Here is a 21698-nt window from a genome sequence, read left to right on the forward strand (position 1 = left end):
TCCATGTCAAAAATCGAAGAATTTCGTTCTTTTATGCACGAAATAAACGTTGACGCATTTATGTTGCATACTAAAGATGAATATTTAAATGAGTATTCAGAGGAGCTAACTAAGTTATGTGGCTTCACAGGAACAAATGGGCTGCTCATTGTCACAAAAAACAACAAGTGCCAATTTTTTACAGATGGACGCTATATCACACAAGCTCACAATCAGCTCGATCGGGGCAATTTTCAAGTATATAATATACAAGAAGAGGATCCACGCGAATGGATAAAAGCAAACTTAACATCGACTGCCTCACTAGGTTATTATTTGCAATATTTTACCATAGAAGATATAAGAAAGTATGAGAATATCTGTAAATTAATACCCTGTTTAGCTGGAAAAAAAAGTGACTATCGAAAACAAGCAGTGGTTTTACATTCTATTAAATATGCTGGTGAAAGTAGTAAGGACAAATGCGAAAAAGTCGCTAAAAGCATAGATAAAGAAGCTGAAGCAGTGCTTTTAACTGATCCAAATTCAATTTCATGGTTATTAAATTTAAGAAATGAAAATGCTAAATATACTCCATGTATATTGGGCCGTGCTATATTGTATAAAAGCGGTAATGTTGATTTGTTTATTCAAGATAAAAAACATTCGACTATAGAAGCAAATTTAGATAACCATGTAAATATTTTTGATATTAGTGAGCTAGAAAATTCGCTGCACAAGCTAAATTCAATAGTTATAGATCCAAACACAACTCCAATGAGTATTATGAATGCAATAGATCCCTTGCATAACCATTATTTGAGTGAAAAATCAGCTTCGGTGTCATTCCAGCGCGTGACGCTGGAATCCAGAAAAAAAGAAAGTATGGATCCAAGTAGTCAAGCTACTCGGATGACAAGAAGTAATGAAAAAGGTCTAGTAGAAAACAAGCAGGTAGCTGAAAGAGAGGATCCTTGTCTAATTTATAAAGCAGTAAAAAACCAAACTGAAATAGCTGGGGCTATAAATGCACACATTAAAGATGGAGCAGCAGTTACAAATTTTCTATATTGGCTTGAAAATAATGTTGGCAATGGAATCACTGAGCTCAAAGCTGAAGAAAAGATTTTAGAGTACAGAAAAGAGCAGAATTTGTTTAAACAATTGAGCTTTCCAACAATTTCCGCATTTAATGAAAATGGTGCAATAATTCACTATCGTGCAAGCAGTAAGACGAATAAGGTAATTCAGAAAAATGGACTATATTTGATTGACTCTGGTGGCCAATACCTTAATGGCACAACCGATGTGACAAGAACTATAGTAGTTGGTAATCCGACCAATGAGCAAATAACCCACTATACAATAGTGTTGAAAGCTCACATTGCTGTAGCAAGTGTCATCTTTCCTTCTGGCGCTACTGGTGGAGAATTGGATATATTGGCACGTACGCATTTATGGAAATTTGGAATGGACTATATGCATGGTACAGGGCATGGAGTAGGAAGCTATTTATCAGTGCACGAAGGACCACAAGCAATATCAAAAAGTAATAAAGTAAAATTAGTACCAGGCATGATACTATCCAACGAACCTGGCTATTACATTCCGGGAGAGTATGGAATAAGAATTGAAAATCTGATGTATGTTGATAAACATGAAAAAGGTTTCTTAAACTTTAAACAACTGACCTCTATTCCATATGATAGAAGGCTAATAGATGTGCAAATGCTTACTAAAGATGAAATTGAATGGATAAATGGCTACCATCAATTTGTCTATGAAAACTTAGAAAATAGCGTTAAAGATAAGGAGTGGTTAAAGAAAGTATGTGACCCTTTATAAGCAAAGGAGCATTTTTTATTGTTTAAAAAGTATTAATGCAATTGTGATAGGTATTTTGTATTGTTTTTAATTTAAAAACGATATATAATAAAGAATACGTATTTTAAGGTAGGCATATTATGATAGACAAAGGACAAGAAGATGAATTTATGAAGCAGTATATGGATACTTGCAAAGAGCAAATAGAAAAATTAGCCAAGGATCCTGAATTGCTTAATCAGACTTTAAAACCATTTATGCAAATGTCTCAGCAGCTTATGGCTGGCGGTATGTTAGAAGGGGCTATGCCTGGCATGATACCTGATTTGGGCAGTATGGATGTTAACAAGATGATTGCTCAGATGAAGGAAGTGATTGACTACATAAGAGGTAACTATAAGGAACTAATGAAAGAGCGCAGCTCGCAGATTCAAGAGCTCGATGAGTCCAGTAAAAAGCTAAGAGGCTTAGTTAAAAAATTGATAGAAAAGATCGAAAGTAAATAAATAACATCTGGATTTCTGTCATTCTATGTACAACTTTCTAGTTGGGCTATAAGTCGAGATCAATTATTGATGTCATGCAAGTAGTGTGACTACTTGCATGACATTATTATACCAATTTCCGTAAATAAATAAGGTACATTGCTTAAGGCTGTAGCTATAGATAATAAGGCATTCCTTCTAGTTTGTTTTCTTATTTCTGAGATTTGGTATCAGCACGATTGCACATGGGTTTTTACAAATTTGAAAATTAGTGTTAGATAAAAATATAAATGCAAAAGGAAAAGAGATGATTAAACTTAAAGGCCCAGAAATTTGTGCAGGCGGAAATAAGAAAAATTTGATTGTTTTTTTACATGGTTGGGGCTCAAGTGGCGATAATTTCATTCACCTTGCTAAAGTTATGAGCAAGTTTTTACTGGGTTCATATTTTGCAGTACCCAATGCTCCGTTTGAAAGAGAAATAGGTGATGGTTATCAGTGGTTCAGCTTGGAAGATCGTAGTGAGGAAGCGCTATATAATGGAGTAAAAAATGCTACATCAATTGTAAATCATTTCATTGATACAAGATTAAAGGAGCTTAATTTAAAAGATACGCAACTTTCTTTAGTTGGATTTTCTCAAGGAGCAATGCTTGCAATACATACAGCTCTCACCCGCTCTCAATCCTGTGCATCAGTTGTTGCATACTCTGGTAGGTTTCTTTCACCTTCAAAAACTGTACCAGAGATCAAATCAAAACCTAACATATGTGTTATCCATGGTGATGCTGACGACGTGGTACCTTTTTCATCCCTCGACTTAGCGGTTAAAGCTCTGAAAGAAAATGGAGTAAATGTTGAAGGACACCCAATTCATGCATTAGGGCATATTATTAATGAAGAGGGAATAAAATTAGGTATAGAGTTTATCAAGAAAAATTTCAGCAACTAACTTCTATGCACTTGTTTTGCTTTGGTTATGGGTATGTAGCTAAATTTTTATCGAAAAAACTACTGAACTTAAGTTGGAAAGTCAGTGGCACATCAAGAAGTAAAAATATACAAAATGTAATCCTCTTTAATTATGAGAAAGTTAGTCAAGATCTGCTTAAAAGCGCAACGCACGTTTTAATTTCTATTCCTCCAGATGGTGATGATGTTGTGGAGAGATACGGTGATTGTCTGCAAAATATCAAATGGTTTGGTTATTTGTCTGCAACTAGCGTCTATGGTGATCACTCTGGTAATTGGGTGAATGAGGAATCTAAAACAAAACCTATAGAAATCAGAGGAGAAAAGCGCCTTAAATCTGAAAGGAAGTGGCTGAATAGCAGATTGCCTGTACATATTTTTCGTTTAGCTGGAATATACGGTCCTGGTAGGAATGTGTTAATTGACTTGCAGCTTGGCAAAGCAAGAAATGTGAAAAAGGAAGGGCATTTTTTTTCTCGTATTCACGTTGAAGATATATCGAATATTCTATTTTCTTCCATGCAAAACATAAAACCTGGTGAAATATACAATTGTGCAGATGATTTACCCACTACACAATCTGAAGTGATAATGTATGCAGCCAAACTTCTCAATGTTAGCCCTCCAGAGCCAATTGAGGTTTCTTCCTTACCAGATTATGCACAGAGTTTTTATTTAGGATCAAAAAAAGTAAGTAATGTTAAAATTAAAAAAGATCTTAATGTCTCTCTAATTTATCCTAACTACAAGGTGGGATTAAAGAGTTTGCACGTAAAAAAAACTGAAATCACATTAGAATGATAGATAGGCCTATTGCTTAGTTCTGTGATTGTGTCCGTTCAGACGAATGTTCTCTAGGGAAGATAGTGGAGTATTCGTTGCAGCATTTGGCTGTTCAATTACGCTAGTTGATTCTTTAGGTATACTATTTCTTTCAAAATTTCCATCTCGTATAGCTTCCCAAACACTTTTTCTTCCTAAAAGACAGCTTTCTCCTAAATTTTCCCCCTTATCTTCTAACTCGTTAAGCCTTGCTTCGCTCTCCTTATCAATCTTTACTTCTATTTCATTACTATTTTTCTTAGGATTTAGATGAATACTGATTTTTCCTGCTTCACTATCAAAAGATAATGTTACACCTTGCTTACAAACATCCAGATAATTTCTTTTTCCGTTGTAGCTTTCAACTCTTACTATACTTTTCCCAATTTGCAGTATACCAACTCTTAAGTTTAAACCTTCATTCTTTTCATTGCTTAGGATTTTTGCGACTTCAACAATACTATCTTGAGGATATTCTATATAAAAACATCCATTATCTATCTCTACTTCTAATTCATCCTTTTGGGTTTGCTTATTTTTGTTTACAATACTTTCATATGCTACATTTTTTAGATCGTTTTCAATTTCCTTACATTCCGCAAAGAGATCATTGACATAATCAAAATCAGAAGTTACATGTCCTAGCTCACCACCATCGAAAAGACCTCTTTCTACTTTCCCACCTTTTAACAATAAATCCCTAATGGTGTTTCTTATGATGTCTAAATTACCATCTTCCAGTGCTTCATTCGTGTTGTCATCATCTTGATCTTCATTGTTACAGGAAACATCCTGACCTCCAAATGCATGCGCTTTACTGCTAGGGCATAGGCCTTCATTCTTAATAACATCTATTATTGCTTCAAATATCAAATTTGTTACAGTTCTATAACGATCACCATAACATGAATTTAGTCTTATCCCTTTCCCTAAATATTCATTTGTTATGTATTGAGTAAGCCTTAAAGCACTTCCTTTGTTATTTTCTTCTTCCACCTTTTTCATCTTCTCACAAAATTTATCAATCAGCTTCTCTTCATTTTCAGTTAATGGTATTTCTAGATCCATTAAAAGTGAGCCATCTTCCGAAAAACAAGAATAATCTGAACTACAGCTCGAATTTGAGTTCCAATCACTTGATTCAGTACAAGGCATCTGATTACCATCAGCGGAACTATCATCTGAATCATGATCACTAGAGTTCTGTAGTCGATTATCACTTTCGTGTTCATCTGTTTTGTTTGACAAATCATTTTTGGCAAAGTTATACTCTTGATTAAGAGAGAACTTCGTCGGATCTTTTATATTACTTTCAAAAATTTGTTGATCTATTATTTGTTGCTTTTTTATCTCATAAGTCATGTTATATAACCATTACCCATACAAATACTATAATACATAGGCAAGTCAGTAAAGAAATTTAATTTACATTACTCTACCACGATTTTGAGATAGAGCAATGAATTATTTTAGTTTTGATATTTAAATGTTTTGTATCTGCTGTAATGATTTCACTTCCAATTTGCTATTCTTTACATATTGAATTGCAAGCACTAACGCTTTACTTCCAGAAGCTGTGGTGCTGTAAGCTATATTTTGCAAAATAGCAGTTCTGCGAATATTTTTGCTGTCTGAGACTGACTTTACACCTTTTGAGGTATTGATCACTAGATTTATTTTTCCATCTTTGAGCATATCAACGATGTGGGGTCTGCCTTCTCTCACTTTATTTACAGCTTTTGCAGCAATGCCGTTATTGTTCAGATACGAAGCTGTGCCTTTGGTGGCATATATTTCAAAACTCAGTTCTTTCAACATTCGTGCAACTGGCAATATATACTCTTTATCATCATCTTTTACTGAAACCAGAGCTGTTCCTTCTGTTGGTAACTTGTATCCTGCAGCCATATGCGCTTTTGCAAGTGCAGCTTTGAAAGATGAGTCAATTCCCATCACTTCTCCTGTTGATTTCATTTCAGGACCAAGTAAAGTATCAACTCCTGCAAAGCGGGTAAATGGAAAAACAGCAGCTTTAACTGCAAAATGATTGAAAGGCTTGTTTTCCTGATTCAATTTTTTACCCAAAATAACCTGAGTGGCAAGCTTTGCAACAGGAATGTTGATTACCTTGGAAATAAAAGGAACTGTGCGACTAGCCCTTAGATTCACTTCAAGTATGTATACATCACTAGACCTCTTGCATAATTCGATTTCTGAAGGCAATTTTGTCGTCAAAGCTTGTCTGCGCTCCTCAAATACATTCGAGTATTCTGTGGTGCTCATCTGCACTTTTCCTAAAAATTTCTCATCACAAACAGGTTCTGCAAGAGGTCTATTCTCTTGAACAGCAAACTGAATGTTTATCAGACCTTTCACTTTTAATGCTAATGCTATTCTCTCAGTTTGGAGCTCGATCTCTTTTATTACTTCGTCACTCAATGTATTTGTCGGTATTGAGCATGTTGAATCGCCAGAGTGGATACCAGCTTCTTCAATGTGCTCCATGACCGCTGCAATGAAAACTTTTTCCCCATCACATACAGCATCAATGTCAACCTCAACTGCATTGACTAAAAATTTATCAAGAAGCAGCGATCCGTGTTCAAAAATTTTGGTTTGATTCAAGACATACTCTTTAAAGCTCTGAGTATCGTGTCTAATCGACATAGACTGACCGCCGAGGACATATGATGGCCTGACTACTAGTGGAAACCCCACCTTTTCTGCATTGGTTAACGCTTCTTCTACTGAATGGCAGATAGAACTTTCAGGTTGTTTTAAATTAAGTTGCAAAGCAAGATTTTTAAACCTCATGCGATCTTCTGCAAGGTCAATAGAATCAAACGAAGTTCCCAAAATTTTGAAACCTCTCTCGTTAAGCACTTTGGCTAACTTTAAAGGTGTTTGACCACCTATTTGAACTATCATACCAACCAGTGTGCCATTTTCTTGCTCTTTACTTAGTATTTCAAGCACATCCTCTGCAATGAGTGGTGCAAAATATAAACGATCAGCGGTATCGTAGTCAGTTGAGACAGTTTCTGGATTACAGTTGATCATTATTGTTTCATACCCCATTTCTTTGGCGGCAGAAGCTGCATGTACGCATGCATAATCAAACTCAATACCTTGACCAATGCGATTTGGACCACTTCCTAAAATGACAACCTTTTCTCGGTCAGAAATATTCGCCTCACATTCCGTTTTATTTTCAACATCACCCTCATAGCAGCCATACATATAAGCAGTGCTCGATTCAAATTCAGCTGCACAGGTGTCTACACGTTTATAAACTTGTTTGATGCCAAATTTTTTTCTTATTTCTTCAATCTGTTCTATTTTTTTGTTACTTAATTTTGCCAATCTTGCATCTGAAAATCCCATTTTTTTCAGCTCTAACATTTCATATGCAGTCTCAGGAAGGCCGTTTTCCTTGATTTTTTGTTCAGCTAAGATGATTTGCTGTATATTTTGCAGAAACCATAAGTCATATCCTGTAATCGAATTTATTTCTTCTATGCTAATTCCGTGGCGCATTGCGTCAGCAGCAATCAGTAATCTGTTTGGCAGCAATTTTGCTAATTGAGATTTTACGTGATCAATATCAATGTTCTCAGGAAATACTTCATCAAGTCCTGTAAGATCAGTTTCAAGTGAACGGAAAGCTTTCTGTAGTGACTCATTAAAAGTGCGGCCTATAGACATTACTTCTCCCACTGATTTCATGGAAGTTGATAATTCACAATTCGTCCCCTTAAATTTTTCAAACTCAAATCGAGGAATTTTAGTGACGATATAATCAATCACTGGTTCGAATGCTGCTGGTATTATTGGAGCGCAGTCGTTACGTATTTCATCGAGCGAATAGCCAATAGCAAGTTTAGTTACAACTTTTGCAATAGGATAGCCTGTTGCTTTTGAGGCAAGTGCAGAAGAGCGAGAAACCCTTGGATTCATTTCAATTACAACGAGGCTTCCATCTTCTTTAGGATTCACTGCAAACTGAACATTTGCACCACCGGCACTAACGTCAATTTCCCTCAGCACTGCTATAGATGCATTTCTCATCTGTTGGTATTCTACGTCACGCAGAGTCAAAGCAGGAGCAACTGTGATACTATCCCCAGTGTGCACCCCCATTGGATCAACATTTTCTATTGAACACACTATTATACAGTTATCCTTGCAGTCACGGATAACTTCCATTTCATATTCTTTCCAGCCGATAATTGATTCATCTATCTGAACTTCATTTATTGGCGAAATTTTGAGAGCACTTTCTACGATATTGAAAAACTCCTCTTTATTATATGCTATGCCGCTACCTGCACCGCCAAGAGTGAATGATGAACGGATGATTGCTGGTAATCCAATGTAATCCAAAGCCTTTTTTATTTGTTCTTGATTTTTTATAATGACACTTTTGGGGTATTTTAGCCCTATTCTATCCATGGATTGGCGAAATAATTCCCTATCTTCTGCTTTTTTTATTGCTTCTCTATTTACTCCTATTAGTTCTACGTTGTATTTGTCTAACACTCCATCATCTGCAAGTTTTATTGCACAATTGAGCGCTGTTTGCCCGCCCATTGTTGGCAATATTGCGTCTGGCCTCTCCTTAATTATAATTTTCTCTATGATTTCAGGCAACACCGGCTCAATATACGTCGCATCAGAAAACTCAGGATCTGTCATTATAGTTGCGGGGTTGGAGTTAACTAAAATAACTTTATAACCTTCGCTTTTTAATACTTTACAGCTTTGCGTTCCGGAATAATCAAACTCACACGCCTGACCTATAACTATTGGGCCTGCTCCTATTACTAATATAGAGTCTATATCTGTGCGTTTTGGCATAATTACAATAACGGTCTTTATTCAAGTAATGTTACCAATCTTTCCTATAAATGTGAATTTTTATTAAACCTATTAGCTAACTACTTTTAGGCTTGACGCATAACTGTACGAACATTGCAATTTGCGTGGCAGATTCCAGTGCTTGACACACAGCTGTACAAACATTCATTTTTGAAGGTAAATTGCACAGCAAATGATGTCATTCAAGTAGCTGACACTGGTTCCTTTATGACGGCAGTGCCCAGAGGTGTCATCCCAGTGCCCAGACACTGGGATGGCTTTGTTGCATCGCACCTTATACTGGTAGTAATTTACGATAAATATCATGTAGCCATTTCAAATTTAGCCATACCAATTTCAGTAAATTGATTAAGCAAATAGCACTTAATCAGCAATTCTTTTTCGCGATTTACTTCGGATTTATTCCTAAAGCTGAATCCAAATATTTGCTTTAATCTTGAGAAAAACCCTTCAATATAAGATCTTTTCCCATAATTTACTTCTTTTTTCCATTCTTTCACGCCATCTTCACCGTATAATTTTATTAACCTAATAGCAGCATTTCTGTCAGACATATAATCTATTTCTGGATGTTCTGCCGCATTGTTTATTGGTGGAATTTTTGCCTTTATATCATATTCGTGACACAATTTGTAAAACTTGTGCCTATCATATGCCCTATCTGCATATAGTGCTTTTATGATATGCTGAAAATTAACTTCTTTAAGCAAATCGCAAGCTCCATAGTGATCAGAGTAGACACCGTTACTGTATTTTACAGCTATGGCTTTTTTGCTGTTTATATTCAACATTACATGCAATTTTCTTGTCTGTTCATAGCCACGATATTTTCTGTTAGCGCTATTTTCCTTGCTGTGACCAGGGGTATTGTTGTAAATGCTGATACCTGTACTATCTATAGCAATTTCGATGTCTTCCATATTATTTTTATCAATTCTGCAATCATTGATCTTAATATTAAGTTTCTTAAACCTTCTTGATGCTTGTGAATAGCTGATAACTGCTAAATCTCTTCCTATTTGTTGCATATATCCTTTTATAAACCCCACCGTTTGTCTTAAACCAATTCTAAAAAGATTGACAATTATATGCACCAAAATCACAACTTTATCACTGTAAATATAGTTGCCGCCTTGCATTTTTGGACTATTTTCATACCAATTTTCTATGACTTCATTGATATAATGAAAAATATTTCCTCTTTCCTGGAGAAATTTGTTATATTCATTTTGGTTACTGACTTTCATTTTCTGTGGCATATTTTTTCTTCAACAGTTAAATGGTTATTTATAATGAATTTTGTCAGTAGCCACCAGATTTTTTCGGTTGCTATGCAACAAAGCCATCCCAGTGGGCTTTGTTGCATAGCACCTTAAGCAGTGATGGTTTACGACAAATTTATGTAATGATTTCAAATTTAGCCATACCAATATCAGTGAATTTGTTGAGCAAATAGCACTTAATTAGTAATTCTTTTTCACGATTTACTTCAGATTTATTCCTAAAGCTAAATCCAAATACTTGCTTCAACCTTGAGAAAAATCCTTCTATGTAAGATCTCTTTCCATAAATTGCTTCCTTTTTCCACTCTTTTACACCATCTTGTCCATATAATTTTATTAACCTAATAGCAGCATTTCTGTCAGACATATAATCTATTTTTGAATGTTCTGCTGCATCCTTTTTTGGTAGAACTTTTGTCTTTATATCGTATTTCTTACACAATTTATAAAGTTTGTGCCTATCGTATGCCCTATCTGCATATAATGCTTTTATTTTGTGCTGAAAATTAACTTCTTCAAGCAAATCGCAAGCTCCATAGTGGTCAGAGTAGACGCCATTACTGTATCTTGCAGCTATAGCTTTTTTACTATTCACACTTAACATAACATGTAACTTTCTTACTTGCTCGTAGCTTCGGTACTTTCTATCTGCACTGTTTTCCTTACTGTGGCCAGGAGTGTTACTGTAAATGCTGATACTTGTGCTATCTATGATAATTTCAATATTTTCCATGTTGCTTTTATCAACCCTGCAATCATTTATCTTAATATTAAGTTTTTTAAACCTTCTTGATGCTTGTGAATAGCTGATAACTGCCAAATTTTTTCCTATTTGTTGCAGATATCCTTTTATAAACCCCACCGTTTGTCTTAAACCAATTCTAAAAAGATTGACAATTATATGCACCAAAATTACGACTTTATCACTGTAAATATAGTTGCCGCCCTGCATTTTTGGACTATTTTCATACCAATTTTCGATAGCTTCATCGATGTAACGAAAAATATTTCCCCTTTTTTCAAGGAATTTGTTATATTCGTTTTGGTTACTGACTTTCATTTTCTGTGGCATATTTTTTCTTCAACAGTTAAATGGTTATTTATAATGAATTTTGTCAGTAGCCACCAGATTTTTTCGGTTGCTATGCAACAAAGCCCACTGGGATCCAGCCTTCCTGCAATCTCATCGAAAACGTTGTAACCACTTTCTATGCTAGTTTGCTTGTGAGCAACCTGGATTCCAGTGGGCTTTGTTGCATCGCTACTTATGAAAGGCTAACTATAGTTAGGATTATAAGCAACTTATTGAAAATCTTGTTTTTTTGCAATCAATCTGATCAAATTTAAGAATAGTAATTTATTATTTATATTAATAAATTTAATTCTATTGAAAATAGCTAAAGCATTGAAATTCTTGAATTTTAGCCGGATTAGTGAGTGGTAGTGAAATTTCTTTTACTCAAATTTAGGTATTCACTGACCGTTCTTGTTATAAATACCAGAATAATAAGCTACTGATATTCTCTATCTTTTTTATCTTTAATCCATCATAGCTAGCGATGCAACAAAGCCATTCCAGTGTCAAGCACTGGAATGACACCCACTGGTGAGTCAAGCCAAAAACGTTTGTACAGCTATGTGTCAAGGCACTGGGATGACACCATGACAACCGTCATCCCGCTGCTTGTTAGCGGCTAAGAGATACCGCGGCGGTATGACGGTTCGCGGCAGCATGACGATAAGCTCGTCATCCCGCTACGTGTTAGCGGTATCTGCTGAGATACCGCGGTGGTATGACGTAGAAGCTATACTTTTATACTCACCAACTCAGCTGGATTCCAGCGTCAAGCACTGGAATAATATCGTTTACTATGTCTATATTACAATGTTTGTGCAGTTGTGTATCAACTACTTTTGTGGCACCGTTTGTTATTCAATCTTTATGCTAGTTTTACTAAAAATTATAGTATTTTAGATATAATTACAATATCTAAGTTTAAGGTATAGGGATGAACCCTACAATCAAGAGAATTTTCAATATTTTTCTTATAGTATTATTTATTTCTTTTTCTCATGTTGGGAGTGCTGCTGCTGACACTAATGCTGACACAACTGCTCAAGTAATATGTAATATTATTGGCTACGTTTGGGGAATAGGCGGACCGTTTATGACCGTAGTGATAATAGGTGCAGCTTTGCTTGCGATATTTGGTAGAATGCCATGGCCAGCTCTTTTTGCGCTAGGTGTATTTTGTGCTGTATTTTTCGGTGCTAAAGCTATTGTCACGAAAGTAATGGCTAGTATAAACACTACAGATGCTTCTTTTATGGAACGATGTGGAATAGGAGATATTACAAAAAAGAACTAATAGGGTTATTTTTTTCTAAAACAGACCTGATACACGGCTTCAACTATATCTTCCACTTGCGGTAATGCTTTTTTTTCCAGATTTGCAGCGTAAGGTAAGGGGATGTCCTTGCCAGTTACGCGTATAACTGGAGCATCAAGGTAGTCAAATCCTTGTTCCATGACAACGGCTGACAGCTCTGCTCCTATTCCTGCAAATGGCCATCCTTCTTCTACACTAACTAACCTATTAGTCTTCTGAATAGAGTTAATAACAGTTTGAGTGTCAAGTGGTCTTAAGGTTCTGAGGTCAATAACTTCAGCTTCTATGCCCTCATCAGAAAGTAAATCTGCTGCATTTAAGGCGTCCATTAATTTTAATGAGAAAGCAGTGATAGTTACATCCTTTCCCTCTCGTATAACAGCAGCTTTGCCTATCTCAAGTAGATAATCTTTATTTGACAGTTCAGAGTCAGAAACTTCATGTTCATGTCCGTAAGCTATTTCGTTTTCTAGAAATATTACCGGATTAGGGTCACGAATTGCAGCTTTAAGCAGACCTCTGCAATCGGAGGCAAAATAGGGTGCTATTACTTTTAACCCCGGTATATGCGAATACCAAGATGCAAAGCATTGAGAGTGTTGTGCAGCAACTCTTGCTGCAGCGCCATTTGGTCCACGAAATACTACAGGGCATCCAAGTTGTCCGCCTGACATATAATTTGTTTTTGCTGCGGAATTCACAATTTGGTCAATAGCCTGCATAGAAAAATTAAAAGTCATAAACTCGACTATTGGCTTTAATCCAGCAAATGCCGCTCCAACAGCAAGGCCAGCAAATCCATGTTCGGTAATAGGAGTATCAACTACTCTGTTTTCTCCAAACTCTTTCAGTAATCCTTTCGTTACTTTATAAGCACCATCATACTCTGCAACTTCTTCACCCATGATAAGCACATCAGGGTCGTTTTGCATCTCTTCTCTGATTGCTGTGCATAAAGCTTCTCTTACACTTAAGGTTGCCATTTATAAACTTTTGTAGACTTTAACTAAAGTAACTATATCAGAATTACTAGGAAGCGTACAAATTAAGTTTTACAAACATTATGTTGCTTGAATATCTACTTCTTTTAATTCAGTGATGGGTAAGGTCAGTGCTTCATTCTATAACGCAAAACCCATACTCACCAAACCCAATGCATTACTTGCAATTAAGTTTTCTAGATTCCAGTGTCAAGCACACAGCTGTACGAACATTTGTTTGCAAAGGCAGTATGTTAAGTGTTATAGCCGATTTTGCCTCAAACACAAAGGTGTCATCCCAGTGCCCTACTGCTAGATCTGTTCGAACTTTTCTTTATAATAGTTTTAATATAATACAAAACCAGCCATTTTAGCCCACTTTTACCATATTTAGATATGAACTTGTATCTTGAACTGAAAAAACAAACTGATTTCCTTTTATTCTCTCCATAGTTTCTTTATAGTGGGAAAAATAAATTTCCTTATCCTTAAGCTTTTCATTGCTTGTATGCACCCTTGGCTTCTTTCCATCTACTACAGCTTTGATTCAGATGCCTTACCCTCTATACAATAGCTTGTTTCAATAAGTCTCTTATTAAGCCTTATATCCCCCAAGTTAACGTGTTTTAACTCTCTTTCCAGCCATTTATCCCCTAAGCCATCAGTATATTGCACATTTGTACTTACTTCATTCATTTTGGTCCCAATTTTATTTAATATCTATCTTACTCACTTCTTATATTTGTGGGTAAAAGTGAGCTGGTAAATATGCTGGAAGGTACAACAAATGACAGCCAAAAGACTCTATTAATGACTTTGTTTTAGGAGTCTTATGAAATATAGCATTATCCATAACTATAGTTGTACCACGCTTTAACTGTGGCAGTAATATCTCACGCATTAAATACTTCTTTCTCCCGTGAAAGTTATTGGTGCAATGAACTTCTCATCCGCCTATTATACTTACTCTCTCTCGCTTTTTTCCAGAGCATATATTTTTTCTCCTTTTGGAGCTCGTCCATATTCTCGGTATAATCTATTATCAACTCCTGCTTCATCTATATATAAAATGCTAGAGTGGTCTATTTTTGAGATTTTATCGGTAAAGCGCTGCCTATCTTCTTGACTACGTTCTGTGACTTTTTTTTAAGGTTATTTTTAGCTGTTTTAACCTATACCAAATTGAATTTATTCCAAATCCTAGATTTTGTTTCATTTCTGCTAGCTGGGTGTTTTTTGACATATTCTTTGAGTACTTCTGGATCTATTTTTCGAATAAAACTTCCATTCTTATATGTTGAAATTAAGTCTTTATAAGTGTGACAAAGCAGTAATATAAAGATGTATAGAGAAGAGGAACCATTTCCTTTCTTGGTCATAGGGACCGTTGGAAAGCAAGGTTCTCTTCTCTTAAATTTATACTGAAAGTTCCGAACAACTGATTGAGCTTTTAGGCTCGTATATAAGACTGGAAAATGCAGTATATGTTATTATTATGGAGGAATTATGAATTCATCAAATATTATTGCTGGCATTGATGTTAGCAAAAGTAAATTAGATATCCACATTCACCCACTTGAGCATTATAAAATATTTGAAAACAATGTACAATCCATTGATGAAATGCTGGACTTTTTACGTTTGCATAATGTAACCAAAGTTGGTCTTGAGGCAACTGGTGGATACGAAAAATTATGTGCCTATACTTTACTAAGCAATGGTTTTGAGGTGTACGTCATTCAACCTAGATGGGTTAGAGACTATGCTAAAAGCCTTGGTATTACTACAAAAACTGATAAAATAGACTGCAGTATCATTTCACGTTATATCAATAATACAGATATGCGTGTTACTCCTTTAACAGTTGATAATGGTAATATTGATTGCTTGAAACAAAAATTATCTCGTAGAAACCAACTTGTAGAAATAGCAAAAATACAAAAAACCCAAATCCAACAGGTAACTGATACATCTATAATCAAACAAATAGAGGAGCTTCTCGCGATTTTACGTAATCAAATTAAAACTTTAGAAGATGAAATGATTACATTTATCGATCAAAACCAAGAGCTTAAAAGAAAATATATATCAATAACTAGCATACCAGGTGTAAGTAAAATCACAGCCATTACTTTGATTTGCTATTTGCCCGAACTTGGAACCCTTCAAGAAAAGCAAATATCTAGCCTTGCAGGACTTGCACCTTTTAATCGAGACAGTGGTTTCAGTAAAGGAAAGAGATGTATTCAGGGCGGTAGATCACAAGTTAGAACGGTTTTACACATGTGTATTCTCAGTGCACAAAAAGTTAATTCTTATATCAACCCTTTCTTTACTAGATTATATAATCAATATAAAAAGCCATATAAAATTGCTTCCACTGCTGCCATGAGAAAACTGCTTATTCTTGCTAACTCTTTGGTCAGAGACGATAGAGTCTTTACTGAGGAATATAGTCCTCAGTCTGTTTCTATCTAAGCTAATTTATGGCAGAGCTTGTGGATAAGTACGCTATACAAACTATAAGTACTTATCCACAGCTACACTAGATTAAGAATATTTAAATTAAGAGTCATAATATATTGATTTTTTATAAATCTACTAAATTGAAAATTTTTCGATATTTTTCATTTTTTTTATTGACTTTTAACACAACTGCTTTCCTGCCTCCAGGCTCTCATCGTTTCCTTTCTTTTTCAGCCATCTGTACAAGGTTGCAATTCCTATTTCTAGAAGATCTGCTACTTCAGATTTTGACTTCCCTCTTTCCACCAAAGAGATAGCTTTCTCCCTTAAGTCTACACTGTATGCCATTACTTACCTCATATTTCATTAATTCCATATTATACCTTTATCATTTGTTTTGGGAAATACTATAGTAGCGGAATGACGAATTTGTTGCTTATCGGATTGTAGGTAAATTTTTGGCTATAGGTTCCAGCATCACGCGCTGAAATGACAGGATTTCGAAGTAAATCTAATCTATTTTCTCTTGATGAATAAACCTGAGTGAAGTATAGTAGCAATGCGTTTATATAGATTCTAATGAATAGTTTAGTTTTGGTTTATACAACTTTTTCAAATTTTAAAGAAGCTAAAACTGTTTCTGAAGAATTGTTAAACGAGAAATTAATTGTATGTGTCAATATATTTCCCGAAGTGAATTCTCTGTATTTATGGGAAGGTAAAATTAGTAATAGTTGTGAAGTAGTAGCAATTATGAAGAGCAAAAATGATCAAGTTGATAAAATTGTAGAAAAAATCGAAGCAATGCATCCTTATGATCAGCCAGCTATTGCTGTGATGTCCATAGAAAAAGCAAATAAATCTTTTACTAATTGGGCTAATAGTGTTATTGATGTAAGTAGTATTGGGGTGTAGCCAAGTGGTAAGGCAGCGGTTTTTGATATCGCCACGCGAAGGTTCGAATCCTTCCACCCCAGCCATGTTGAAGTGGGTGTAAAATGATATCACTTTTCTATAGATTAAGATTATTAAATTATATATTAGGTAGTCTAAAAGATATAACTGTGAAACTGTTTCTCTTCACAATGTATCTTTATATATCCAGCATTATGCTCATGTTTCTCAGCAATGGTTTTTGGTATGCTGTAGAATTTGGCTCTTTCAAAAATGCGTTTTACCGTTTGTTTCAATATTGCAAATGGTATTATGAAAACAGGGAAGATCTCGGTTACGGAATTTCTATTCGAATATTAGTGGCGTTTCTTACTCCGCATTTTCTCTATAAGTTGTTCCTTAGCACAGGCTGGAAGTCCTTTTTAAAGGAAAAGATAGTGCAGATACTCAAGTTCATAATCACAAGAAGAAAAAAGGGTAGTGAGTTCAGTAACAGTAGTAAATCAAGTAGCAGTAGTTATAGTGATAAGAATAATTACAGCAATAACAGTGGTAACAATGAGCATCATGCTCAAGATGCAAAGCGGAAAGTAAACATGATAAAGCAGCTATTAGTCAAAGATATAGAGAAAACTATAGATAGGAGATTGCATGATATTTTTTTCGGTAAAAGGAGTAAACCTCATTGAGTATATAAAAAGGCTTTATCTAGTAAGGCTTTTTAAGATTGGCTGTATTTTGTTTTTTACGTATACCGGATCACAATCAGCCAATATACATGTGTGCACAAAATCTTGACTAAAGTCTGACAACCAAGAAATTGCTTTACGTTTTTCCACCAAGCTTTCTGTTTTTTTACAGTTACTTGCTGCATCAGTCATTGCCTGTGCTATCACTGATTTCCACAGTATACAGTACCGTTGTATATCATCTGACGTACTGTTTGCTTCGTAATGGTGAAAAAATTCTTTGAAATTGAAGTTGTTTGACATGATGATACCTCTTTGGATTGAAATTTGAAATGATTTGAGTTTATGTTGCCACAGCAGATTTCGCTAACAAGTAGCGGAATGACGAGTTACTATACCGCCGCGAACCGTCATACCGCCGCGGTATCTCTAGATCCCGCTAACAAGCAGCGGGATGACAGCAATCTACGTCATACTGCCGCGGTATCTCATCCGCTAGCACGTAGCGGGATGACGATTGTCAGGCCAGCGCCCCATAAGTGTTGAAAGTGCTATAAGTGGCATTATATAAGGTGGTTAACGGCATAAATTTCAATGGTAATAAAATAAATTAAAAAAGCGCCTTTTTGCCTGTGGTTAGAAGGTTTAAGCGAATTTTCGACGTGGTTTATCTGCTTTCCCAACAACGAAGGTTGATATCAAGAGGAGATTTACATACCATTAATCACCTTGTGTGATTGCACTTTCAACACTTATGGCCAGCGCCCCTATGATGTCATCCCAGTCTGGGATCCAGGAAACTTAATTGCAAGTAATGCATTGGGTTTGGTGAGTATGGGTTTTGCGTTATAGAATGAAACACTTTTGGTGAATTTGTAAAGAAAACTGGATCCCAGACTGGAATGACACCTTTGTGTTTGCATAGCTGTACGAACATTGTGATTTGAGAGCAATCTCCACAAGGGAGGATGTCATCCCAGTGCCCAGACACTGGGATGGCTTTGTTGCATCGCACCTTATACTGGTAGTAATTTACGATAAATATCATGTAGCCATTTCAAATTTAGCCATACCAATTTCAGTAAATTGATTAAGCAAATAGCACTTAATCAGCAATTCTTTTTCGCGATTTACTTCGGATTTATTCCTAAAGCTGAATCCAAATATTTGCTTTAATCTTGAGAAAAACCCTTCAATATAAGATCTTTTCCCATAATTTACTTCTTTTTTCCATTCTTTCACGCCATCTTCACCGTATAATTTTATTAACCTAATAGCAGCATTTCTGTCAGACATATAATCTATTTCTGGATGTTCTGCCGCATTGTTTATTGGTGGAATTTTTGCCTTTATATCATATTCGTGACACAATTTGTAAAACTTGTGCCTATCATATGCCCTATCTGCATATAGTGCTTTTATGATATGCTGAAAATTAACTTCTTTAAGCAAATCGCAAGCTCCATAGTGATTAGAGTAGACACCGTTACTGTATTTTACAGCTATGGCTTTTTTGCTGTTTATATTCAACATTACATGCAATTTTCTTGTCTGTTCATAGCCACGATATTTTCTGTTAGCGCTATTTTCCTTGCTGTGACCAGGGGTATTGTTGTAAATGCTGATACCTGTACTATCTATAGCAATTTCGATGTCTTCCATATTATTTTTATCAATTCTGCAATCATTGATCTTAATATTAAGTTTCTTAAACCTTCTTGATGCTTGTGAATAGCTGATAACTGCTAAATCTCTTCCTATTTGTTGCATATATCCTTTTATAAACCCCACCGTTTGTCTTAAACCAATTCTAAAAAGATTGACAATTATATGCACCAAAATCACAACTTTATCACTGTAAATATAGTTGCCGCCTTGCATTTTTGGACTATTTTCATACCAATTTTCTATGGCTTCATTGATATAATGAAAAATATTTCCTCTTTCCTGGAGAAATTTGTTATATTCATTTTGGTTACTGACTTTCATTTTCTGTGGCATATTTTTTCTTCAACAGTTAAATGGTTATTTATAATGAATTTTGTCAGTAGCCACCAGATTTTTTCGGTTGCTATGCAACAAAGCCCACTGGGATCCAGAAAAGTTTGCTTGTAAGCAAGCAAACTAGCATAGAAAGTGGTTACAACATTTTCGATGAGATTATATGGAAAACTGGATTCCAGTGTCAAGCACTGGAATGACACCTTCCTGCCCAGTTCATGTTGCTATAAATATTAAAAAATTTACCAAACGAAAAAAAAGGCAAAAGAAGCCCTGGTCATTGTCTATTTTCAGTATTGGCGTTTTTTAAGCCTTAAACGCTGCAATTTAGCTGCTTTTAAGTGCAACTAACCTTAGCTAAAATGTTTAAGAAATTTACTAAGCAGAAAAAAAGGCAAAGAAACCCCGTGGTAATTAGTGTTCACTCTCTAATCCTGCAAATTGGCGTACTATACTGTCTTAAACGACTTATAAGCGCGTTTCAGCTTATATAGGTAAAAACCTAGAAATGTTGTGAAGACATAAGGTGCTCATAGTGCAAAAAATTAAAAATAAGACGCCAATTACGTAATACTGTTGTCGTTTAATCTGCACAGATTGAAGATAACTGAATACCTTCAGTTTCATGATAAGGGGGCTGGCGAAGGGTGTCAAGTAAGTTTTTTCGTTTCTATTCCCAATAAAAGTTTGTATGCAATAACACAGAAGCATATGCTGCTATTCCTTCATTTCTTCCAATAGAACCTAATTTTTCTGCAGTGGTTGCTTTGATATTTACAAATTCATCATCAATTTCTAATGCTTTTGATATGAATTTCTTCATTTCTACTTTGTAAGGCGATATTTTAGGCTCCTCACAAACTATAGTAATATCTAAATTAGACACGCTGTACCCTTTTTCCTTTGCTTTTTTAGCAGCAAAGTCAAGAAAGTGAGATGAATTGCAATCTTTCCATTCAGAGGAACTAGGAGGGAAATGTTCTCCTATGTCGCCACATCCCAGTGCTCCGAGTATTGCATCAACGATTGCATGTATTGCAACATCACCATCGGAATGTGCTTCTATTGCCATGTTGTGCTCAATTTTCACACCGCAAATTTTTATAAAGCTCTCAGCACCATTTTGAACTTTAATGAACTTATGTATATCATAACCAGTTCCGACACGAAATTTTGGCTCTTCAAAAAGAAGCTTTGCCATATTGATATCCTCTTTTGTGGTTAACTTAAAATTGCTTTTCTCACCTTTAATAATTGCAACATGTTTTTTGTGCTCTACCATTAGTGATGAATCGTCAGTAAATTCTTTGTCTGATTGATGGCACGATAATAATTCTTTGAAATTAAAAATTTGAGGAGTTTGTATGGCTCTGAGTTTTCCTCTTGAAATCGTAGATTCAACGAAATTATTACCCACCAATGACATAGTATCTTCAACTTCTATTGCTGGAACTACTCCTGTATATTGATCATTAATCATGAATTGAGCCAAGTTATCTATCAGAACATTTGACACAAAAGGCCTACAAGCATCGTGTATAACTACAAAATCTGGGTTAATTTTTTGTAAGCTTTTAAGCCCTAGTTTAACTGAATTTTGCCTGTTTTCTCCTCCATATATTGGACTTAGTAATTTAGTATCTACACCTCCTGTCATCCAAGTAGCTTGACTACTTGGATCCATACTTTCTTTTTTTCTAGATTCCAGCGTCACGCGCTGGAAGGAGTGTACTGCTGATTTTTCACTTAAATAATGGTTGGATAAGAGATCCATTGCTTCCCTATAAAAACTTTCATGGTCTCTATTAATTGCTATTCTTATGTAATCTATATATTGGTTAGCCAGAAATCTTTTAATTGTATGAAATAAAACAGATTTACCTGCAAGTTCTGTATACTGCTTAGGAATTGTGTTACTGCATCTACTGCCTACTCCCGCTGCAACTATTAATGCTGCTATTTTGTATTTCTTAAGTCTGTTAGTGTGCATATTTATCATTTTCAGCGTAAGTGTATAGTAACAGGTTATTTACAT

The 21698-nt window shown here is 35.3% G+C and carries 27 protein-coding genes and 1 tRNA gene; 11 read left to right on the top strand and 17 right to left on the bottom strand.

Annotation, left to right across the window (positions count from 1 at the left end):
• The first annotated feature begins 3 nt into the window (after positions 1–3).
• The 4 genes from OPR48_RS06835 to OPR48_RS06850 all read left to right on the top strand — a co-directional run bounded on the left by OPR48_RS06835 (position 4) and on the right by OPR48_RS06850 (position 4061).
• On the top strand, positions 4–1824 hold the full coding sequence (locus tag OPR48_RS06835) for an aminopeptidase P family protein (protein ID WP_265025978.1): 1821 nt from the start codon (positions 4–6) through the stop codon (positions 1822–1824).
• A 119-nt stretch (positions 1825–1943) separates the two neighbouring features.
• A complete protein-coding gene (locus OPR48_RS06840; protein ID WP_265025979.1) occupies positions 1944–2309 on the top strand; it encodes a hypothetical protein in 366 nt (121 codons plus the stop codon).
• 286 nt (positions 2310–2595) lie between these two features.
• Entirely contained in the window at positions 2596–3240 is a 645-nt protein-coding gene (locus OPR48_RS06845; RefSeq protein WP_320109940.1) for an alpha/beta hydrolase, read from the top strand.
• 5 nt (positions 3241–3245) lie between these two features.
• On the top strand, positions 3246–4061 hold the full coding sequence (locus OPR48_RS06850) for an SDR family oxidoreductase (protein ID WP_265025981.1): 816 nt from the start codon (positions 3246–3248) through the stop codon (positions 4059–4061).
• Positions 4062–4070: 9 nt separating this feature from the next.
• Here the strand turns inward: OPR48_RS06850 and OPR48_RS06855 are convergent, their stop codons facing one another.
• The 6 genes from OPR48_RS06855 to OPR48_RS06880 form a co-directional block, all read right to left on the bottom strand.
• Complete coding sequence (locus tag OPR48_RS06855; RefSeq protein WP_265025982.1) at positions 4071–5444, bottom strand: hypothetical protein; 1374 nt, start codon at positions 5442–5444, stop codon at positions 4071–4073.
• 120 nt (positions 5445–5564) lie between these two features.
• On the bottom strand, positions 5565–8939 hold the full coding sequence (carB, locus tag OPR48_RS06860; RefSeq protein ID WP_265025983.1) for a carbamoyl-phosphate synthase large subunit: 3375 nt from the start codon (positions 8937–8939) through the stop codon (positions 5565–5567).
• A 165-nt stretch (positions 8940–9104) separates the two neighbouring features.
• The gene (locus OPR48_RS06865; RefSeq protein ID WP_265025984.1) at positions 9105–9266 is read right to left on the bottom strand and encodes a hypothetical protein; all 162 of its coding nucleotides are present in this window, start codon (positions 9264–9266) and stop codon (positions 9105–9107) included.
• Entirely contained in the window at positions 9263–10219 is a 957-nt protein-coding gene (locus tag OPR48_RS06870; protein WP_265025985.1) for an IS5 family transposase, read from the bottom strand. Before OPR48_RS06870 ends, OPR48_RS06865 begins: the two co-directional genes overlap by 4 nt.
• Positions 10204–10326, bottom strand: a complete 123-nt coding sequence (locus OPR48_RS06875) for a hypothetical protein (protein WP_265025986.1) — start codon at positions 10324–10326, stop codon at positions 10204–10206. The genes OPR48_RS06870 and OPR48_RS06875 overlap by 16 nt, the downstream gene beginning before the upstream one ends.
• 32 nt (positions 10327–10358) lie before the next feature.
• The gene (locus OPR48_RS06880; RefSeq protein ID WP_264735368.1) at positions 10359–11315 is read right to left on the bottom strand and encodes an IS5 family transposase; all 957 of its coding nucleotides are present in this window, start codon (positions 11313–11315) and stop codon (positions 10359–10361) included.
• A 152-nt stretch (positions 11316–11467) separates the two neighbouring features.
• On the opposite strand from OPR48_RS06880, the gene OPR48_RS06885 reads away from it, so the two are divergent.
• Positions 11468–11590 carry a hypothetical protein gene (locus OPR48_RS06885; RefSeq protein ID WP_265025987.1) on the top strand — a complete coding sequence of 41 codons (123 nt, stop codon included), beginning with the start codon at positions 11468–11470 and terminating at the stop codon, positions 11588–11590.
• Positions 11591–11732: 142 nt separating this feature from the next.
• On the opposite strand, the gene OPR48_RS06890 is transcribed toward OPR48_RS06885, so the two are convergent.
• Positions 11733–11912 (bottom strand): hypothetical protein, encoded by a 180-nt coding sequence (locus OPR48_RS06890; protein WP_265025988.1) that lies wholly within the window; start codon positions 11910–11912, stop codon positions 11733–11735.
• A 340-nt stretch (positions 11913–12252) separates the two neighbouring features.
• On the opposite strand from OPR48_RS06890, the gene OPR48_RS06895 reads away from it, so the two are divergent.
• Positions 12253–12612: a TrbC/VirB2 family protein gene (locus tag OPR48_RS06895; protein ID WP_265025989.1), complete on the top strand. Its 360-nt coding sequence runs from the start codon at positions 12253–12255 to the stop codon at positions 12610–12612.
• Positions 12613–12617: 5 nt separating this feature from the next.
• Here OPR48_RS06895 and OPR48_RS06900 read toward each other — a convergent pair whose 3' ends face one another.
• Positions 12618–13616, bottom strand: coding sequence for a pyruvate dehydrogenase complex E1 component subunit beta (locus OPR48_RS06900; protein ID WP_265025990.1), 999 nt, complete (start codon positions 13614–13616; stop codon positions 12618–12620).
• Positions 13617–13864: 248 nt separating this feature from the next.
• On the opposite strand from OPR48_RS06900, the gene OPR48_RS06905 reads away from it, so the two are divergent.
• A complete protein-coding gene (locus tag OPR48_RS06905; protein WP_265025991.1) occupies positions 13865–13987 on the top strand; it encodes a hypothetical protein in 123 nt (40 codons plus the stop codon).
• Between the two features lie 160 nt (positions 13988–14147).
• On the opposite strand, the gene OPR48_RS07395 is transcribed toward OPR48_RS06905, so the two are convergent.
• The 3 genes from OPR48_RS07395 to OPR48_RS06910 form a co-directional block, all read right to left on the bottom strand.
• On the bottom strand, positions 14148–14309 hold the full coding sequence (locus tag OPR48_RS07395; protein WP_341818659.1) for a transposase DNA-binding-containing protein: 162 nt from the start codon (positions 14307–14309) through the stop codon (positions 14148–14150).
• Between the two features lie 40 nt (positions 14310–14349).
• Positions 14350–14514, bottom strand: a complete 165-nt coding sequence (locus tag OPR48_RS07400) for a transposase (protein ID WP_406830923.1) — start codon at positions 14512–14514, stop codon at positions 14350–14352.
• 271 nt (positions 14515–14785) lie between these two features.
• Positions 14786–14992: a hypothetical protein gene (locus OPR48_RS06910; RefSeq protein WP_265025992.1), complete on the bottom strand. Its 207-nt coding sequence runs from the start codon at positions 14990–14992 to the stop codon at positions 14786–14788.
• Positions 14993–15119: 127 nt separating this feature from the next.
• On the opposite strand from OPR48_RS06910, the gene OPR48_RS06915 reads away from it, so the two are divergent.
• Positions 15120–16091 (top strand): IS110 family RNA-guided transposase, encoded by a 972-nt coding sequence (locus OPR48_RS06915; RefSeq protein ID WP_265025994.1) that lies wholly within the window; start codon positions 15120–15122, stop codon positions 16089–16091.
• A 168-nt stretch (positions 16092–16259) separates the two neighbouring features.
• On the opposite strand, the gene OPR48_RS06920 is transcribed toward OPR48_RS06915, so the two are convergent.
• Positions 16260–16427, bottom strand: coding sequence for a transposase (locus tag OPR48_RS06920; RefSeq protein ID WP_265025995.1), 168 nt, complete (start codon positions 16425–16427; stop codon positions 16260–16262).
• A gap of 231 nt (positions 16428–16658) precedes the next feature.
• Between OPR48_RS06920 and cutA the strand changes: the two genes are divergently transcribed.
• The 3 genes from cutA (at position 16659) to OPR48_RS06935 (ending at position 17662) form a co-directional block, all read left to right on the top strand.
• Positions 16659–16994 carry a divalent-cation tolerance protein CutA gene (cutA, locus tag OPR48_RS06925; RefSeq protein ID WP_265025996.1) on the top strand — a complete coding sequence of 112 codons (336 nt, stop codon included), beginning with the start codon at positions 16659–16661 and terminating at the stop codon, positions 16992–16994.
• Positions 16985–17059: transfer RNA gene (locus OPR48_RS06930), tRNA-Gln, on the top strand. Before cutA ends, OPR48_RS06930 begins: the two co-directional genes overlap by 10 nt.
• An 18-nt stretch (positions 17060–17077) precedes the next feature.
• Positions 17078–17662, top strand: coding sequence for a hypothetical protein (locus tag OPR48_RS06935; RefSeq protein WP_265025997.1), 585 nt, complete (start codon positions 17078–17080; stop codon positions 17660–17662).
• Between the two features lie 15 nt (positions 17663–17677).
• On the opposite strand, the gene OPR48_RS06940 is transcribed toward OPR48_RS06935, so the two are convergent.
• The 5 genes from OPR48_RS06940 to ispF all read right to left on the bottom strand — a co-directional run bounded on the left by OPR48_RS06940 (position 17678) and on the right by ispF (position 21662).
• On the bottom strand, positions 17678–17965 hold the full coding sequence (locus OPR48_RS06940) for a hypothetical protein (RefSeq protein ID WP_265025998.1): 288 nt from the start codon (positions 17963–17965) through the stop codon (positions 17678–17680).
• A 472-nt stretch (positions 17966–18437) separates the two neighbouring features.
• Positions 18438–18710, bottom strand: a complete 273-nt coding sequence (locus OPR48_RS06945; RefSeq protein WP_265025999.1) for a hypothetical protein — start codon at positions 18708–18710, stop codon at positions 18438–18440.
• The gene (locus tag OPR48_RS06950; RefSeq protein ID WP_265026000.1) at positions 18707–19663 is read right to left on the bottom strand and encodes an IS5 family transposase; all 957 of its coding nucleotides are present in this window, start codon (positions 19661–19663) and stop codon (positions 18707–18709) included. The genes OPR48_RS06945 and OPR48_RS06950 overlap by 4 nt, the downstream gene beginning before the upstream one ends.
• Positions 19648–19866 (bottom strand): hypothetical protein, encoded by a 219-nt coding sequence (locus OPR48_RS06955; RefSeq protein WP_265026001.1) that lies wholly within the window; start codon positions 19864–19866, stop codon positions 19648–19650. Before OPR48_RS06955 ends, OPR48_RS06950 begins: the two co-directional genes overlap by 16 nt.
• Positions 19867–20333: 467 nt before the next feature.
• A complete protein-coding gene (gene ispF / locus OPR48_RS06960; RefSeq protein ID WP_265026002.1) occupies positions 20334–21662 on the bottom strand; it encodes a 2-C-methyl-D-erythritol 2,4-cyclodiphosphate synthase in 1329 nt (442 codons plus the stop codon).
• Positions 21663–21698: the final 36 nt, after the last annotated feature.

This window comes from Wolbachia endosymbiont (group A) of Bibio marci (genome assembly GCF_947251645.1).
Lineage (GTDB): Bacteria > Pseudomonadota > Alphaproteobacteria > Rickettsiales > Anaplasmataceae > Wolbachia.

What these genes read in the sequence shown, in the direction of transcription:
- OPR48_RS06835 (WP_265025978.1), top strand. Translation starts at nt 4, where the DNA reads ATGTCAAAAATCGAAGAATTTCGTTCTTTTATGCACGAAATAAACGTT.
- OPR48_RS06840 (WP_265025979.1), top strand. Translation starts at nt 1,944, where the DNA reads ATGATAGACAAAGGACAAGAAGATGAATTTATGAAGCAGTATATGGAT.
- OPR48_RS06845 (WP_320109940.1), top strand. Translation starts at nt 2,596, where the DNA reads ATGATTAAACTTAAAGGCCCAGAAATTTGTGCAGGCGGAAATAAGAAA.
- OPR48_RS06850 (WP_265025981.1), top strand. Translation starts at nt 3,246, where the DNA reads ATGCACTTGTTTTGCTTTGGTTATGGGTATGTAGCTAAATTTTTATCG.
- OPR48_RS06855 (WP_265025982.1), bottom strand. Translation starts at nt 5,444, where the DNA reads ATGACTTATGAGATAAAAAAGCAACAAATAATAGATCAACAAATTTTT.
- carB (WP_265025983.1), bottom strand. Translation starts at nt 8,939, where the DNA reads ATGCCAAAACGCACAGATATAGACTCTATATTAGTAATAGGAGCAGGC.
- OPR48_RS06865 (WP_265025984.1), bottom strand. Translation starts at nt 9,266, where the DNA reads ATGATATTTATCGTAAATTACTACCAGTATAAGGTGCGATGCAACAAA.
- OPR48_RS06870 (WP_265025985.1), bottom strand. Translation starts at nt 10,219, where the DNA reads ATGCCACAGAAAATGAAAGTCAGTAACCAAAATGAATATAACAAATTT.
- OPR48_RS06875 (WP_265025986.1), bottom strand. Translation starts at nt 10,326, where the DNA reads ATGCAACAAAGCCCACTGGGATGGCTTTGTTGCATAGCAACCGAAAAA.
- OPR48_RS06880 (WP_264735368.1), bottom strand. Translation starts at nt 11,315, where the DNA reads ATGCCACAGAAAATGAAAGTCAGTAACCAAAACGAATATAACAAATTC.
- OPR48_RS06895 (WP_265025989.1), top strand. Translation starts at nt 12,253, where the DNA reads ATGAACCCTACAATCAAGAGAATTTTCAATATTTTTCTTATAGTATTA.
- OPR48_RS06900 (WP_265025990.1), bottom strand. Translation starts at nt 13,616, where the DNA reads ATGGCAACCTTAAGTGTAAGAGAAGCTTTATGCACAGCAATCAGAGAA.
- OPR48_RS06905 (WP_265025991.1), top strand. Translation starts at nt 13,865, where the DNA reads ATGTTAAGTGTTATAGCCGATTTTGCCTCAAACACAAAGGTGTCATCC.
- OPR48_RS07395 (WP_341818659.1), bottom strand. Translation starts at nt 14,309, where the DNA reads ATGAATGAAGTAAGTACAAATGTGCAATATACTGATGGCTTAGGGGAT.
- OPR48_RS07400 (WP_406830923.1), bottom strand. Translation starts at nt 14,514, where the DNA reads ATGCGTGAGATATTACTGCCACAGTTAAAGCGTGGTACAACTATAGTT.
- OPR48_RS06910 (WP_265025992.1), bottom strand. Translation starts at nt 14,992, where the DNA reads ATGACCAAGAAAGGAAATGGTTCCTCTTCTCTATACATCTTTATATTA.
- OPR48_RS06915 (WP_265025994.1), top strand. Translation starts at nt 15,120, where the DNA reads ATGAATTCATCAAATATTATTGCTGGCATTGATGTTAGCAAAAGTAAA.
- OPR48_RS06920 (WP_265025995.1), bottom strand. Translation starts at nt 16,427, where the DNA reads ATGGCATACAGTGTAGACTTAAGGGAGAAAGCTATCTCTTTGGTGGAA.
- cutA (WP_265025996.1), top strand. Translation starts at nt 16,659, where the DNA reads ATGAATAGTTTAGTTTTGGTTTATACAACTTTTTCAAATTTTAAAGAA.
- OPR48_RS06935 (WP_265025997.1), top strand. Translation starts at nt 17,078, where the DNA reads ATGATATCACTTTTCTATAGATTAAGATTATTAAATTATATATTAGGT.
- OPR48_RS06940 (WP_265025998.1), bottom strand. Translation starts at nt 17,965, where the DNA reads ATGTCAAACAACTTCAATTTCAAAGAATTTTTTCACCATTACGAAGCA.
- OPR48_RS06945 (WP_265025999.1), bottom strand. Translation starts at nt 18,710, where the DNA reads ATGATATTTATCGTAAATTACTACCAGTATAAGGTGCGATGCAACAAA.
- OPR48_RS06950 (WP_265026000.1), bottom strand. Translation starts at nt 19,663, where the DNA reads ATGCCACAGAAAATGAAAGTCAGTAACCAAAATGAATATAACAAATTT.
- ispF (WP_265026002.1), bottom strand. Translation starts at nt 21,662, where the DNA reads ATGATAAATATGCACACTAACAGACTTAAGAAATACAAAATAGCAGCA.